A 15,687-nucleotide genomic window follows, 5' to 3' on the forward strand; every position below is an offset into this window, starting at 1 on the left:
CATGGTTGTACGCGCGGAGCGATCGGAGCGGCGTGGACCGCGCCGCTGGGACGGACTACCGCACGGCCGCGAACGCCCTTGGGGCCGGCGACTCGTCGGAACCGCTCCGCCGACGCGTCAGAAGCCGAAGTCCTGCGTCCACCAGGGGCCGCCGGAACCGAGGTGGACTCCCACGCCAAGCGTCTTGTAGTCGCAGTTGAGAATGTTCGCGCGATGGCCGTCGCTGTTCATCCAGGCGTCCATCACGGCCTGTGCGTCGGCCTGGCCGCGGGCGATGTTCTCGCCGCCGAGCCCCTGTACGCCCGCCGCGGCGGCACGGTCCCAGGGGGTCGCGCCGTCGGGGTCGGTGTGGCCGAAGAAGTCGCGGGCGGCCATGTCCTCGCTGAAGTCCTGGGCGAGAGCGGTCAGCGAGGCGCTGGCGGTGACCGGGCTGCACCCGACCTTCGCGCGCTCCTGGTTGACCAGGCTGAGCACGGTGGCCTGAGCGGAGGCGGTGGACGGGCTCGCCGGAGCCTGAGCCGCGCGGCTCGGGGAGGCCGACGAGGTCTTCGGAGCGGCCGGGGCCTTGGCCGCCGGACCGGACGACGTGCTCTTCCTCGGTGCGGCCGAGGGAGCCTTCGTCCCCTCCGGCGTCTTCGCCGCCTGCTTCGATGCGGTGGCGGACGGCTTCTTGCTCGGCTTCGCGCTCGGGGTCGCCGAGGGGGACTTGGAGGGTGCGGCTGACCTGCCCGGGCCCCGGTCGGCCTCGGCCGACGCGGAGGCCGATGTGCGGCTGGTCGGTTCGGCGGAGGAGTCGCCCTGTGTCAGCAGGTCGGGAGCACCGCCCGCGTGGACCTGGTCGGAGGACCCGCCCCCGCTGACGCTGTAGCTGTCCCCGCCGGGCAGCAGGCCGGAGGCGACAGCGACCGCTCCGACGGCCACGGCGGCCGACACACCGAGGAGCCCGGCGCGCACGGGTATGCCGGCCCGCTTCTTCCGGCGAGCACTCCGGTGCCCCTCCGCCGCGCCCGCCGTGTGCTGCTCAGCGGCGGGGGCCGCGCCTGCGCGTCGATGCCGTCCCATGCGCTGTGCCTTCCTCGTGCTCCGGGCGCCGTGGCGACGTCACCGTATTCAAGATCAAGCTCACCCGTTCGGGTGAGGCTATTGCGAGGGGACCTTACGCCATGGCGGATTGGGGCGACGTGCTCGTCGAGCAATTGGCCGGTTAGCGTTCGGGCATGAACGAAGATGCACGACTCGTCGTATGGGTACGCGGCCGGGTACAGCAAGTGGGGTTCCGCTGGTTCACCAGGGCAAATGCTTTGGAGATCGGAAAACTCACCGGGTTCGCCCTCAATCTCGACGACGGCCGGGTGCAGGTGGTGGCCGAAGGACCGCGTGAGAATTGCCACCGTCTGCTCGACTGGCTCGGATCCGACGACACACCCGGCCGCGTGGACGGCGTCACTGAGATCTGGGACACGCCTCGCGGCGGATATGAGGGATTCGCGATCCGCTGACCGCGGCTGGGAAAGGGGGCCGGATCCGCCGTGCGAGGGAGGGGTGCCGACCGGTGACCGGGAGGGGCGGTGAGAGCGGCGCACCCGAAATGACCTGCGAAAGAAGTCGGCGTCGGGGCATGGTTGCCAAGAGGCGCGCCTCATGCCAGGCTGCGGCATTGACGAAGATCTCCACACCCTTCGGGAACCCGTACGAGAGTCGCGCCGCATGATCGTCGAGCCGCGCGCCCCCGGGACACCCGGCCCGCAGGCGTGTGATCGTGTTGACCGTCAAACTTTTTGGTGAGACGCTGAAAACCCCGCGCACCTCAGCTGTTCGGCAGAGCTGGTGACAGCAGAACAGCAGTGAATACAGAAGACTGCCGAGCACCGCGGGTGCGATTCCCTCACGACCCACACCGCATCCGGTCGGTCACTCAGTGTGGAGGACCATTCATCATGGCAAAGGCGCTTCTCGGTTACGTCGGCGGTTCCGATCCGCGACTCCTCGCCGAGATGCGACGGCTTCAGAAGCGCGTCCAGGACCTGGAATCCGAGCTCGTACGGATCCAGGACGAGAACGACGCGCTCAACGCCGCCGCTCAGCACCAGGAGTCGCTGCTCGACAGCATCGACATCGACGTACCCCAGGCGGAGCCCGCGCTGACCTGACCCCAAGGCCCTGCCGGGGCCGGTCGGGCCGCACGCCAGCCGCTCGGGACCAACCAACGAATGTCTTCGTCACGGATCGTCCCGGAACACCGAGGATCGCTCGTGATCCGGTCCGCCCACGATCCGTTACGCAGGACTGTGCTCGGATGACTGCGTACGCAGTACCGTGCAGGATTCACAAGGGACGCTCCGGCGTCCCTTCTTTCTTTCCCCCCGGCCCGTCTCCGGCCTATCGCTCTTCGCTTAACGTCTGATGTGCCCTGCACCTTCATCAGCGAAACCGAGAGCGAAAGGTAGAGTCCGGCGGCGTGCACCTCAAGGCCCTGACCCTCCGCGGTTTCAAATCGTTCGCCTCCGCCACGACCCTCCGGTTCGAACCAGGGATCACCTGTGTCGTCGGTCCCAATGGGTCGGGCAAATCCAATGTGGTGGACGCGCTCTCCTGGGTCATGGGCGAACAGGGGGCCAAATCCCTGCGCGGCGGCAAGATGGAAGACGTGATCTTCGCCGGCACCACGGGAAGGCCGCCGCTGGGCCGTGCGGAAGTGTCGCTGACCATCGACAATTCCGATGGCGCTCTGCCCATCGAGTACGCCGAAGTGACGATCACCCGGATCATGTTCCGCAACGGCGGCAGTGAATACCAGATCAATGGCGACACCTGCCGGCTGCTCGACATCCAGGAACTCCTCTCGGACTCCGGTATCGGCCGGGAGATGCACGTCATCGTCGGCCAGGGCCGTCTGGACTCGGTCCTGCACGCGGACCCGACGGGACGCCGCGCCTTCATCGAAGAGGCGGCGGGCGTGCTCAAGCACCGCAAGCGCAAGGAGAAGGCGCTGCGGAAGCTGGAGGCGATGGGCGCCAACCTCGCCCGTGTCCAGGACCTCACCGACGAACTGCGACGCCAGCTCAAACCGCTGGGCAGACAGGCGGCCGTCGCCCGCCGGGCCGCCGTCATCCAGGCCGACCTGCGGGACGCCCGGCTGCGACTGCTCGCAGACGACCTGGTCAGGCTGCGGGAGGCACTGCGCGGAGAGATCGCCGACGAGGCGGCCCTCAAACGGCGCAGGGAGGCGGCGGAGGCCGAGCTCAAGGCGGCACTCGCCCGCGAGGCGGACCTGGAGGACGAGGTACGCCGCCTGGCGCCACGGCTGCAGCGCGCCCAGCAGACCTGGTACGAACTCTCGCAGCTGGCCGAGCGCGTCCGGGGCACGATCTCGCTGGCCGACGCGCGGGTGAAGAGTGCCACCTCGGCGCCGGACGAGGAGCGGCGCGGGCGGGACCCCGAGGACATGGAGCGTGAGGCCGCCCGGATCCGCGAGCAGGAGGCGGAGCTGGAGGCGGCACTCGAAGCGGCGGAGCACGCCCTGGAGGACACCACGGCGCACCGTTCCGAGCTCGAGAGGGAGCTGGCGGCGGAGGAGCGCAGGCTCCGGGACGCGGCCCGCGCCATCGCCGACCGGCGTGAGGGCCTCGCACGGCTCCACGGGCAGGTCAACGCCGCCCGGAGCCGGGCGGGTTCGGCGCAGGCGGAGATCGACCGGCTGGCAGCGTCCCGGGACGAGGCGCGGGAACGGGCGGTCGCGGCTCAGGAGGAGTACGAGCAGCTGAAGGCCGAGGTCGACGGCCTGGACGCGGGCGACGCGGAGCTGGCGGAGCAGCACGAGGCAGCCAAGCGGGCACTCACCGCGGCGGAGTCGGAGCTGAGCGCGGCGCGCGAGGCGGTCACCTCGGCGGAACGCAGCCGCGCGGCGGTCTCGGCCCGGCACGAGGCCCTGTCGCTGGGGCTGCGCCGCAAGGACGGCACCGGCGTGCTGCTCGGTGCGGGGGACCGGCTCGCGGGACTGCTCGGGCCGGTCGCGGAGCTGCTCACGGTCGCTCCTGGGCACGAGGTCGCGGTGGCGGCCGCACTGGGCGCCGCGGCGGACGCGATCGCGGTGACGGACCCGGCCACGGCGGCCGACGCGATCCGGCTGCTGCGCAAGCAGGACGCGGGACGCGCTGCGCTGGTGCCGGGCGGGGCGGGGGCCGGGCACGTACCCGCGCAGGGTACGGAGCCGGCTGCCGGCCCCGCCGGGCACGTACCCGGGCAGGCGTCCGGGGCGGAGCACACACCCCCGGCCCTCGCCGTCTCCGGGCAGGTGTCGGCCGGTGCGGAGCACGGTCCGGCGGTCTCGGGACCGGGGCCGGGCGCCGCGGCGCCGGCGGGCCGCTCCCTCGTCGCCGGGGAATGCGCCGCCCCGGCCGTCGCCGGCCTGATGCGCGGGCCCGCCGAACTGATGGCCGCCGTAGGACGGCTGGTGCGCGACATGGTGGTCGTCGGCACGCTGGAGGACGCGGAGGAGCTGGTCGCCGCCCACCCGGGGCTGACCGCGGTCACCGCCGAGGGTGATGTGCTGGGATCCCACTTCGCGCACGGCGGGTCCGCCGGCGCCCCCAGCCTGCTGGAGGTGCAGGCCTCCGTCGACGAGGCCGCCGCCGAGCTGGCCGAGCTCGCCGTGCGCTGCGAGGAGCTGGCGTCCGCCCAGCGCGCAGCGTCCCTCCGGCGCGCCGGGTCCGTCACGCTGGTGGAGGAGCTCGGGGAACGGCGCCGGGCCGCCGAGCGGGAGAAGTCCGGAGTGGCGCAGCAGCTCGGTCGGCTGGCCGGGCAGGCCCGTGGCGCCGCGGGGGAGGCCGAGCGCACGACCGCCTCCGCCGTCCGGGCGCAGGAGGCGCTGGAGCGCGCGACGGAGGAGGCCGAGGAGCTGACGGAGAGGCTGTTCGTGGCCGAGGAGACCCCGGTCGAGGAGGAGCCCGACACCTCCGTACGGGACCGGCTCGCCGCCGACGGTGCCAACGCACGCCAGACCGAGATGGAGGCCCGCCTCCAGGCCCGTACCCATGAGGAACGGGTGAAGGCGCTCGCCGGGCGGGCCGACGCCCTCGACCGCGGGGCCCGTGCCGAGCGTGAGGCCCGCGCCCGCGCCGAGCAGCGCCGTGCCCGGCTCCGTCACGAGGCCGCCGTGGCCACCGCCGTCGCGTCGGGCGCCAGGCAGCTGCTCGCCCACGTGGAGGTCTCGGTCGTACGCGCGGAGGAGGAGCGGGGGAGGGCCGAGGCGGCGAAGGCCGAGCGCGAGCGGGGCCTTGCCGCCGAGCGCGGCCGCGGCCGCGACCTCAAGGGCGAACTCGACCGGCTCACCGACTCCGTGCACCGGGGTGAGGTGCTCGGGGCCGAGAAGCGGCTGCGCATGGAGCAGGTGGAGGCCAAAGCGCTCGAGGAGTTCGGTGTCGAACCGGCTGGTCTGGCCGCCGAGTACGGGCCGGAGCAGCTGGTGCCGCCCTCGCCCGCCGCGGAGGGTGAGGAGCTCCCGTCCGATCCGGAGGATCCGCGCAACCAGCCGAAGCCGTTCGTCAGGGCCGAGCAGGAGAAGCGGCTGAGGGCGGCCGAACGGGCGTACCAGCAACTCGGGAAGGTGAATCCTCTCGCTCTCGAGGAGTTCTCGGCACTGGAGGAACGGCACAAGTTCCTCTCGGAGCAGCTCGAGGACCTGAAGAAGACCCGGGCCGATCTGATGCAGGTGATCAAGGAGGTCGACGAGCGGGTCGAGCAGGTGTTCACAGAGGCGTTCCGGGATACCGCACGCGAGTTCGAGGGCGTCTTCTCCCGGCTCTTCCCGGGCGGCGAGGGCCGGCTGGTCCTCACCGACCCGGACAACATGCTGACGACCGGTCTCGACGTCGAGGCCAGGCCGCCGGGCAAGAAGGTGAAGCGGCTCTCGCTGCTGTCCGGAGGCGAGCGATCCCTTACGGCCGTTGCCCTCCTGGTCTCCATCTTCAAGGCCAGGCCGAGCCCGTTCTACGTGATGGACGAGGTGGAGGCGGCGCTCGACGACACGAATCTGCAGCGTCTGATCCGACTCATGGAGGAGCTCCAGGAGAGCTCCCAGCTCATCGTCATCACTCACCAGAAGCGGACGATGGAGGTCGCCGACGCGCTCTACGGCGTCTCGATGCAGGGCGACGGAGTCTCCAAGGTGATCAGTCAGCGGCTCCGCTGAGACCATTCGCCCTGGCTGAGGGGCAGTCACATCCTCTTTACCTAATCTTCAACACTTCAACGTACGTTTTGGGCGTTCCTGGGTACTTGTGAGTGACGCCTTCACTCGAATCGAGCCTTGACTTCGAAACTTGAACGCATAACCTCAGCAATGTTGTTTTTACCTTCAAGTGGTGTTCGGCCAGAAGTTGTGCGCCACTGGGAGGGATCACCCCCCCCACGCCTGACGTTGCGGCCAGGCATCAGGAGTTCATGTGACCAGCACACCGCGCGGACCGGAGTCCGGAGCCCGGGAGGCCCACCCGGACCATCTCGGCCATGTCATCTTCATCACGGCAGCCGCAGCGATGGGCGGCTTCCTCTTCGGATACGACAGCTCCGTGATCAACGGCGCCGTCGAGGCCATCCGTGACCGCTATGACATCGGGTCAGGGACGCTGGCACAGGTGATCGCCATCGCGCTGATCGGCTGTGCGATCGGCGCGGCGACCGCGGGACGCATCGCCGACCGGATCGGCCGTATCCGCTGCATGCAGATCTCCTCGGTCCTGTTCACCATCAGTGCTGTCGGTTCCGCACTTCCGTTCGCCCTCTGGGACCTCGCCATGTGGCGGATCATCGGCGGCTTCGCGATCGGCATGGCCTCCGTCATCGGCCCGGCCTACATCGCCGAGGTCTCGCCGCCCGCCTACCGAGGGCGCCTCGGCTCCTTCCAGCAGGCCGCCATCGTCATCGGTATCGCCATCTCGCAGCTGGTCAACTACGGGATCCTGCAGATCGCCGACGGTGACCAGCGCGGTGAGATCGCCGGCTTCGAGGCCTGGCAGTGGATGCTCGGGGTGATGGTCCTGCCCGCCATCCTGTACGGGCTGCTGTCCTTCGCGATCCCCGAGTCGCCGCGCTTCCTGATCTCCGTCGGCAAGAAGGACCGCGCCCGGAAGATCCTCGAAGAGGTCGAGGGCAAGAACATCGACCTCGACGCGCGCGTGAACGAGATCGAGACGGCCATGCGCCGGGAGCACAAGTCCAAGTTCAGCGACCTGCTCGGGAGCCGCTTCGGCTTCCTGCCGATCGTCTGGGTCGGTATCGGCCTGTCGGTCTTCCAGCAGCTCGTGGGCATCAACGTCGCGTTCTACTACTCGGCGACGCTGTGGCAGTCCGTCGGCATCGACCCGACCGACTCGTTCTTCTACTCGTTCACCACGTCGATCATCAACATCATCGGCACCGTGATCGCCATGATCCTGGTGGACCGGGTGGGCCGCCGGCCGCTCGCGCTCGTCGGATCCGTCGGCATGGCCATCGCCCTGGCGTTCGAGGCCTGGGCCTTCTCCGCGGACCTCGTCGACGGCAAGCTGCCCAACACCCAGGGCGTCGTGGCCCTGGTCGCGGCCCATGTGTTCGTGCTCTTCTTCGCCCTGTCGTGGGGTGTCGTCGTCTGGGTCTTCCTCGGCGAGATGTTCCCGAACCGCATCCGCGCCGCCGCGCTCGGCGTCGCCGCTTCCGCGCAGTGGATCGCCAACTGGGCGATCACCGCGAGCTTCCCGAGCCTGGCCGACTGGAACCTCTCGGGCACCTACATCATCTACACCTGCTTCGCCGTGCTCTCGATCCCCTTCGTGCTCAAGTTCGTGAAGGAGACCAAGGGCAAGGCGCTGGAGGAGATGGGCTGATCCCCGCTGCCCCTCTCCTCGAACCGCTGCCCCGGTCCGGCCCGTGCCGGCCCGGGGCAGCGTTCTGCCGCGGGCCGGTCCGCCGGCGGAGGGTCAGAACCGTTCCGGCGCCCCGCCCGTCCCGTCCACCGGGCGGGGCAGCGCCGCGTACACCCCCGCGGCGACGACGATCGTGACCGCCCAGCCCAGCCCGTGGCGCCCGGTCCATGACGTGGCGAGGGGGCCGCTGAACCACTCCACGTCGGTGAGCAGCAGTCCCGACACCAGTCCCGCGCCCCAGGCGGCCATCGCCGGCCGGCTGAACCCTGCCGTGTACCAGTAGCCGCTGCGGGGAGTGGTGTCCATGAGGGCCGCGGCGTCGTACGTCCGCCCGCGCAGCAGGTCCACGCCGAAGACCCCGATCCAGGCGGAGAACGTCACACCGAGCAGGGTCAGGAACGAGAGGAAGGTGCCGAGGAAACTCGTCGCCACCATCATCAGCGTTCCGCCGAGCAGCAGGCTGATCGCCGCGTTCACGCCCACGGCCCAGGCGCGGGGGACGGTGAATCCCAGCGTCTGCGCGGTGAAGCCCGCCGAGTACATCGACATCGCGTTGATCAGGACCATGCCGACAACCGCGGTCAGGAGATACGGCACCGAGATCCACCGCGGCAGCAGCTCGCCGATGAAGGCCACGGGGTCCTTGGTGACGGCCAGATGGGGTGAGCTCACCGCCATCACCGCCCCCATCATCACCATCGGCAGCACGGTCACCAGGGCGCCGCCCACGGCTGCGCCGACCATCGCCCGGCCCGAGGCGGAGCGCGGCAGGTAGCGGGCGAAGTCCGGTGCCGAGGGCACCCAGCTGATGCCCCCGGCGGCCAGCGTCCCGACCCCCGCGATCATCAGCGCCGCCGGCCCCGGCGGGCGGTCGAGGACGGTCCGCCACGGGGTGGACCCGATCAGATGGACCAGGACGAGCAGGCTCGCGGCCCCGAAGAGCCAGGCGGAGGCCCGGGAGCACATCCGCAGTGCTCTGATGCCCAGCCCCGAGACGACGAAGCTCGCGGAGACGAACGTGGTCAGAGTGATCAGGGTCAGCGTGTGGGTGCTCCGGATGTCGAACAGCAGATCGAGCACGGCCAGCAGGGCGTAGGAGCCGGTGACCGCGTTCACGGTCTCCCACCCCCATCGGGCCACCCACAGCAGGGCTCCGGGGAAGAGATTCCCGCGCTGCCCGAAGACCGCCCTGGACAGGGCCATGCCGGGGGCCCCGCCGCGCTTCCCCGCGATCGACACGAGCCCGACCAGCCCGAACGAGAGCGCGGGCGCCGTGACCGCCACGGCCAGCACCTGCCATACGTTCAGCCCGTTGAAGACGGTGAGCCCGGCTCCCACGGTCAGCAGCAGCACCGTCATGTTGGCCGTCACCCAGGTGGGAAACAGGGCGCGGACCCGGCCGGTGCGCTCGTGGTCGGGGACGGGATCCAGGCCGCGGTTCTCCACGGGCAGCAGCGTACCTTTACCCCCAAACCTGGCATACCGACCATGCGGTCCGTCGCCGTCGCCCTCCGGAACCGTGCCGGGGCCACGGCGGCCGGCGACGTCGGACACGAGACGTCGCGAGGTGTCGGGCGGGAGGCGAGGGGGGTCCGTTCGGCCGGGCTAGCCGGGCCCGGGCTCGTCGTGAATGGTCAGCGCTCCGGCGAGGTCGAGGTCGGCGACGGTGCCGTGTGCCCCGGCGCGGACGAGCAGCACCGCACCCAGCGCCGTGCTCCAGAACGTCCTGGCCTCCACGTCGAGCGGTCGGCGGGCCTTCCAGCCGCGACTGTCGACGAGCCGGCTCGCGAAGCGCTCGGACTGCCGGAACAGCAACTGGAGGTGCTGGTCGACCACGGGGGCGAGTTCGGGCCTGGAGATCCCGGCGGCGAGTGCTCGCGTGACCGACGGGAGCGAGGGCATGGCCATGACGGCGCGGGCGATGTTGCGCCGGAAGGTCGCCGCGTCGGGGGCCTGGCGACCGATGCGCTCGATCCGTCGGGCGTCGTGCAGCAAGCCGAGAAAGGCGGCGTGCACGAGGAGCGAGTCCTTGGAGCCGAAGTGGTAGGTGACCTGATTGGGGAAGACGCCGGCCGCGTTCGCGATCTCCGCGACGCTGACCTCGGCGCCGGGCCGCTCCGAGCAGAGCTGTGCGGTCGCCTCGATCAGCCGGCGTCTCGTCGCGCGACCGCGGTCGCGCGACCGGGCCGGGGGTGATCCGGCTTCGGTTCGCTTCTTCTCCACGGCGGAATTGTATGTGATACAACAAGCCTCGTTGCTTGTATCGCATACAAGAAAGGCCGAAGGGTATGTACCGGACTGAAGTCGTCGTGACCGGACTCGGCGCGATCACGCCACTCGGGGCAGACGTGGTGTCCACCTGGGACGCGCTGCTCGCCGGGGAGTCCGGCATCCGCGGCGGCGCCCTGCGCGGCCACGACGGCCTCGGCCTTCCCGACACCGTCACGGGGACGATGGCGATCGACCCCGCCGAACTGCTGCCGCCGGTGCAGGCCAGGCGGCTCGACCGCTCGCAACAGGCGGCCTTCGCCGCGGCGGCCGAGGCATGGGCCGATGCGGGCGCCCCGGAGGTGGGCCCGGACCGGCTCGCATCAGCGATCGGCACGGGCATCGGTGGCGTGCGGACACTGCTGAAGGAGGACGACGCGCTGGAGACGGCCGGGACGCGGCGCGTCTCGCCACGTACGATCCCGATGATCATGCCCAATGCGGCGGCGGCGCTGATCAGTATCGAATACGGCGCCCGGGCCGGGGCCTACACGCCCGTTTCGGCGTGCTCCTCCGGTGCCGAGGCGATCGCCCTGGGGGCCAGGCTCATCCGCGCCGGAGAGGCGGACGTGGTCATCGCGGGCGGAACCGAGGCCGCCATCACCCCGATCACCGTCGCCGGCTTCGTCCAGGCACAGGCGCTGTCGCGGTACACCGGCGAACCCGCCTCGGCGTCACGGCCGTTCGCCGCTGACCGCAGCGGATTCGTCCTCAGCGAAGGTGCGGCTGTCGTGGTGCTCGAAAGCGCCGAGCACGCCCGCGCCCGAGGGGCGCGCGTCCGCGCGGTACTCGCGGGCGCCGGCATCGCCGCGGACGCCCACCACATCACGGCGCCCGCCACCGACGGCTCCGGTCAGATCTCGGCCATGCGCAAGGCCCTCGCGCAAGCCGGTCTGGCTCCCGAGCAGGTCAGTCACATCAACGCCCACGCGACCGGTACTCCGGTGGGCGATGTCGCAGAGGCCCACGCGGTCGGGGAAGTGTTCGGCCGCGCCACCGTGACGGCCCCCAAGGCGGCGCTCGGTCACCTCTTCGGCGCCGCCGGCGCGATCGAAGCGCTCATCGCCGTCCTCAGCGTCGAACACGGTGTCATCCCGCCGACCCGCAACCTCACCGCGGCCGGCGTCGGTCCGGACATCGATCTCGATGTCGTCCAAGAGCGACGAGACGTCCCCCAGGAGGCCGTGCTCAGCAACTCCTTCGGCTTCGGCGGGCAGAACGTCTCACTCGTCGTGACCGGCGCAGGGCGCCACGCGTCCCGTACATCCCCGACCGCACCCTGACGCAGGAACGCACCGTCGGGGGAGTGGCCCCGACCGCTGTCGCCGGACGGACGTGGTGCGACGGAGACCGAAAGGGCGCCGTGGCACCGCGCTGACGTGTACGAACACCCTCGGTTGCACCAGGCACGCCGCTCAGAGGGGTTGTGCCGGACAGGCTCAGGCAGGCCGTGATCGCTCGTACGCGCATCGTCACGGGTTCGCACCTTCTGCGATTCCCCGCCTCCGGTGGTCGATACTGGACGGGTTATGGAAATCGTCATCCTTGCTGTAGTCATCGCCCTGGTCGCGGTCGGCCTGATCAGCGGGCTCGTGGTCAGCAGCCGCAAGAAGAAGCAGCTGCCGCCCTCGGCACCGTCGAGCACGCCGACCATCACTCCTCCCGCCGAGCCCCATGTCGGCGAGGAAGCCGAGGCGCCGCGCGACGAAGCGCGGCGCACCATCGAGGAGGTCGGTCTCCCCGGCGCCGGGACTCCCGTCGGGGATACCCCGGTCGTCATCGAGCCGGAGACCCCCGAGCTCGAAGTCCCCGAGCCCACGGCGGGCCGCCTGGTGCGGCTCCGCGCCCGGCTCGCCCGTTCGCAGAACTCCCTGGGCAAGGGGCTGCTCACGCTCCTGTCCCGCGACAACCTCGACGAGGACACCTGGGAGGAGATCGAGGACACCCTCCTCACCGCGGATGTGGGCGTCGCCCCCACCCAGGAGCTGGTGGAGCGGCTCCGCGAGCGGGTCCGCGTCCTCGGCACCCGTACGCCCGACGAGCTGCGCGCGCTCCTGCGCGAGGAGCTCGTCGCCCTGCTCGGTCCCGATCTCGACCGTGAGGTGAAGACGGAGGGCGGCGAGAAGACCCCCGGCGTCGTCATGGTCGTCGGCGTCAACGGCACCGGCAAGACGACCACGACGGGCAAGCTCGCCCGGGTGCTCGTCGCCGACGGCCGCAGCGTCGTGCTCGGGGCGGCGGACACCTTCCGCGCCGCCGCCGCGGACCAGCTCCAGACCTGGGGCGAGCGCGTCGGCGCCCGTACCGTGCGAGGCCCCGAGGGCGGCGACCCCGCGTCGATCGCCTTCGACGCGGTGAAGGAGGGCATCGCCGAGGGCGCCGACGTGGTGCTCATCGACACCGCGGGCCGGCTGCACACCAAGACCGGCCTGATGGACGAGCTCGGAAAGGTCAAGCGGGTCGTCGAGAAGCACGGGCCGCTCGACGAGATCCTCCTCGTGCTCGACGCCACGACCGGGCAGAACGGCCTGGTCCAGGCGCGGGTCTTCGCCGAGGTGGTCGACATCACCGGCATCGTCCTCACCAAGCTGGACGGCACCGCCAAGGGCGGCATCGTCATCGCCGTACAGCGTGAGCTGGGCGTCCCCGTGAAGCTCATCGGCCTCGGTGAGGGCCCGGACGACCTGGCCCCGTTCGAGCCGGGCGCCTTCGTCGACGCGCTGATCGGCGACTGACCGGCGCGGTACCGCGTGCACGCGCAGGGCGGTGGACCCGAGAGGGGTTCACCGCCCTTCCGCGTTCACGAGCGGTGGCATATGTAGGCGAGTGTGCCCAGCAGCAGCCTGGCCTGCGGGGGAGCGGCAGCCGTGTCCGGCACCGGCGGACGCAGCCAGCGGACCGGGCCGAGGCCGCCGAGGTCCGAGGGGGGAGCGGTGATGTACGACCCGGGTCCCAGGGCCCGCAGATCCAGGTCCGCGTCGTCCCAGCCCATCCGGTAGAGCAGCCCGGGCAGTCCGGCGGCGGCCCCGGGGGCGACGAAGAACTGTGTACGGCCGGCGGGTGTCACCGCCACCGGCCCCAGCGGCAGTCCCATCCGCTCCATCCGCACCAGCGCGTGCCGGCCCGCGGCCTCGGCGACGTCGAGCACGTCGAAGGTCCGGCCCGCGGGGAGCAGTATCGAGGCGCCCGGCACCTCGGCCCAGGCGTCCGCCGCCGCACCGAGGGTGGCGCCGGGCGGCACCTCGGGGGCGAAGTCCAGCGGATGAGCGCCGGGGGCGGGGCACATGCTGTCGCCGCACGAGCAGACGCCCGCCGCGGCGCGCGCGCCGGGAGCCACCGCCCAGCCCCAGAGTCCTGTGTACTCGGCCACCGCGGTCGCCCCGGCGCCGCGGCCTCGACGCCGCGTGCCGGACCGCATCTCCCGTATGCCGCCGATCGTGAAGCCCATGCCCCCTCCAACGGGTCCGACTCGCCGGTGGTTACGACCCGGAGTCCTGGACATCCTCCGTCGCCGCCGCCGATCCGACGGCGCGCGGGGTGGCGTTCCAGGGGTGCGCGCCACGGCTCCCGCGCTCCCGAATGCTTCTCTCCGCCTGCTGCTGATCGCGGCCTGTCAAGTGAATCGCGGACAGCGCCGAACGGGTTCATCCGAAGGGGTGGCGAATGGTGGCGTTTCAGCAACGGCCCTCGCGGTGACGGTGATCGTAGGATTACCGTCGGTACTCGAACCTGCAATTGCATGAGCTTGTGGGTATGCCTCGGGCAACTCGATTTTCTGTTCGACGGTGCGCAACGCCGGTACAGGCGGCGCAGGGGCACGGCATTCTGATAGAGGTTCGCGCGACAGGTTTCGGCGGGATGGGGGCGTTCCAGTGGGTGGCAGTGGCGCAGGCGAGACGAATGCCGGGAAGCGCCCCAACGGGCAATTGGGATCGTGGTTCGTGCGGAGCGGCTGGTCGAAGGGCGAACTCGCCCGCCAGGTGAACCGGCGGGCCCGCCAGCTGGGTGCCCACCACATCAGCACCGACACCTCCCGGGTGCGCCGCTGGCTCGACGGTGAGCAGCCGCGCGAACCGATCCCGAGGATCCTCTCCGAGCTCTTCTCCGAGCGTTTCGGCGCGGTCGTCCCGGTCGAGGACCTCGGACTGCGCACCGCCCATCAGGCGCCCTCGGTCGCGGGGGTCGATCTCCCCTGGGCGGGACCGCAGACCGTCGCGCTGCTCAGCGAGTTCTCCCGCAGCGACCTCATGCTCGCCCGGCGCGGCTTCCTCGGCAGCTCCCTCGCCCTGGCCGCCGGTCCCACCCTCATCGAGCCCATGCAGCGGTGGCTCGTGCCCGTGACCCGCCCGGGGCAGGCGGAGCCGGAGCTGCCCAGTGCCGAGAGCCGCCCCTCGCGGCTCTCCGGTCCCGAGCTGGACCTGCTGGAGTCCACCACGGCGATGTTCCGTCAGTGGGACGCCCAGTGCGGCGGCGGGCTGCGCCGCAAGGCCGTCGTCGGCCAGCTCCACGAGGTCACCGACCTGCTGCAGGAGCCGCAGCCCCAGACCACCGCCAGGCGCCTGTTCCGCTGCGCGGCCGAGCTGGCCGAGCTGGCGGGCTGGATGAGCTACGACGTGGGTCTCCAGCCCACCGCCCAGAAGTACTTCGTGCTCGCCCTGCACGCCTCCAAGGAGGCCGGCGACAAGCCGCTCGGCTCGTACATCCTCTCCAGCATGAGCCGCCAGATGATCCACCTCGGCCGGCCCGACGACGCACTCGAGCTCGTCCACCTCGCCCAGTACGGCAGCCGTGACTGCGCCACCGCGCGGACCCAGGCCATGCTGTATGCGATGGAGGCGCGCGCGTACGCCAACATGGGCCAGCCGAGCAAGTGCAAGAGGGCGGTCCGGATGGCCGAGGACACCTTCGCCGACGCCGTCCTCGACGACGAGCCCGAGCCCGACTGGATCCGCTTCTTCTCCGAGGCCGAGCTGTACGGCGAGAACTCCCACTCCTACCGTGACCTGGCCTATGTCGCCGGCCGCAGCCCCACGTACGCCTCGCTCGCCGAGCCCGTCATGGCCCGTGCCGTCGAGCTCTTCGGCGAGGACGACGAGCACCAGAGGTCCTACGCGCTCAACCTGATCGGCATGGCCACGGTGCACCTGCTCAAGCGCGAGCCGGAGGAGTCGACGGTCCTGGCCACCCATGCCCTGAAGATCGCCAAGAAGGTCAGGTCCGAGCGCGTCAACACCAGGCTCCGCAAGACCGTCGACACCGCTGCCAGGGACTTCGGCGACATTCCCGAGGTCGCCCGGCTCACCGACCTGCTCACCGAACAGCTCCCGGAGACTGCGGAAGCGGTCTGACCGGCACTCCCGCCACCGGCCACGACGGCCGCCCCGTACCATCCGACTCGGCTCCCCCGTTGCCAGGTCAGCGGGTCACCGTCGTGGCCGGTTCACGTCTCCCGGCGTTCCAACCGCACCGTATGCGGCGCGGGCAGCATGGTAGGCAGCGCACAGGGTCCGCCACTCCC

The 15,687-nt window shown here is 71.0% G+C and carries 11 protein-coding genes; 7 read left to right on the forward strand and 4 right to left on the reverse strand.

Features of this window, described 5'->3' with window-relative positions:
- Positions 1–117: 117 nt before the first annotated feature.
- Positions 118–1,062 carry a CAP domain-containing protein gene (locus ACFUNE_RS08550; protein ID WP_383564030.1) on the reverse strand — a complete coding sequence of 315 codons (945 nt, stop codon included), beginning with the start codon at positions 1,060–1,062 and terminating at the stop codon, positions 118–120.
- Between the two features lie 155 nt (positions 1,063–1,217).
- Here ACFUNE_RS08550 and ACFUNE_RS08555 point away from each other — a divergent pair, with 155 nt between their 5' ends.
- The 4 genes from ACFUNE_RS08555 (at position 1,218) to ACFUNE_RS08570 (ending at position 7,862) form a co-directional block, all read left to right on the forward strand.
- The gene (locus ACFUNE_RS08555) at positions 1,218–1,499 is read left to right on the forward strand and encodes an acylphosphatase (RefSeq protein WP_147959695.1); all 282 of its coding nucleotides are present in this window, start codon (positions 1,218–1,220) and stop codon (positions 1,497–1,499) included.
- Positions 1,500–1,937: 438 nt separating this feature from the next.
- Positions 1,938–2,150, forward strand: a complete 213-nt coding sequence (locus ACFUNE_RS08560; RefSeq protein ID WP_033304037.1) for a hypothetical protein — start codon at positions 1,938–1,940, stop codon at positions 2,148–2,150.
- A 308-nt stretch (positions 2,151–2,458) separates the two neighbouring features.
- A complete protein-coding gene (locus ACFUNE_RS08565) occupies positions 2,459–6,190 on the forward strand; it encodes an AAA family ATPase (protein WP_383564033.1) in 3,732 nt (1,243 codons plus the stop codon).
- Positions 6,191–6,443: 253 nt separating this feature from the next.
- On the forward strand, positions 6,444–7,862 hold the full coding sequence (locus ACFUNE_RS08570) for a sugar porter family MFS transporter (protein ID WP_383564035.1): 1,419 nt from the start codon (positions 6,444–6,446) through the stop codon (positions 7,860–7,862).
- A 93-nt stretch (positions 7,863–7,955) separates the two neighbouring features.
- Here ACFUNE_RS08570 and ACFUNE_RS08575 read toward each other — a convergent pair whose 3' ends face one another.
- Together ACFUNE_RS08575 and ACFUNE_RS08580 are read right to left on the reverse strand one after the other, a co-directional pair.
- On the reverse strand, positions 7,956–9,347 hold the full coding sequence (locus ACFUNE_RS08575; RefSeq protein ID WP_383564037.1) for a purine-cytosine permease family protein: 1,392 nt from the start codon (positions 9,345–9,347) through the stop codon (positions 7,956–7,958).
- A gap of 159 nt (positions 9,348–9,506) precedes the next feature.
- Positions 9,507–10,124 carry a TetR/AcrR family transcriptional regulator C-terminal domain-containing protein gene (locus ACFUNE_RS08580; protein WP_383564039.1) on the reverse strand — a complete coding sequence of 206 codons (618 nt, stop codon included), beginning with the start codon at positions 10,122–10,124 and terminating at the stop codon, positions 9,507–9,509.
- A gap of 65 nt (positions 10,125–10,189) precedes the next feature.
- On the opposite strand from ACFUNE_RS08580, the gene ACFUNE_RS08585 reads away from it, so the two are divergent.
- Both ACFUNE_RS08585 and ftsY read left to right on the forward strand, forming a co-directional pair.
- On the forward strand, positions 10,190–11,452 hold the full coding sequence (locus tag ACFUNE_RS08585) for a beta-ketoacyl-[acyl-carrier-protein] synthase family protein (protein ID WP_383564041.1): 1,263 nt from the start codon (positions 10,190–10,192) through the stop codon (positions 11,450–11,452).
- Between the two features lie 246 nt (positions 11,453–11,698).
- Complete coding sequence (gene ftsY / locus ACFUNE_RS08590) at positions 11,699–12,904, forward strand: signal recognition particle-docking protein FtsY (protein WP_383564043.1); 1,206 nt, start codon at positions 11,699–11,701, stop codon at positions 12,902–12,904.
- 65 nt (positions 12,905–12,969) lie between these two features.
- Here ftsY and ACFUNE_RS08595 read toward each other — a convergent pair whose 3' ends face one another.
- A complete protein-coding gene (locus ACFUNE_RS08595; RefSeq protein ID WP_383564045.1) occupies positions 12,970–13,617 on the reverse strand; it encodes a bifunctional DNA primase/polymerase in 648 nt (215 codons plus the stop codon).
- Between the two features lie 424 nt (positions 13,618–14,041).
- Here ACFUNE_RS08595 and ACFUNE_RS08600 point away from each other — a divergent pair, with 424 nt between their 5' ends.
- Entirely contained in the window at positions 14,042–15,517 is a 1,476-nt protein-coding gene (locus ACFUNE_RS08600; protein WP_383564047.1) for a hypothetical protein, read from the forward strand.
- The last annotated feature ends 170 nt before the right edge of the window (positions 15,518–15,687 follow it).

Origin of the sequence: Streptomyces sp. NPDC057287 (assembly GCF_042667905.1) — a bacterium.
Lineage (GTDB): Bacteria > Actinomycetota > Actinomycetes > Streptomycetales > Streptomycetaceae > Streptomyces.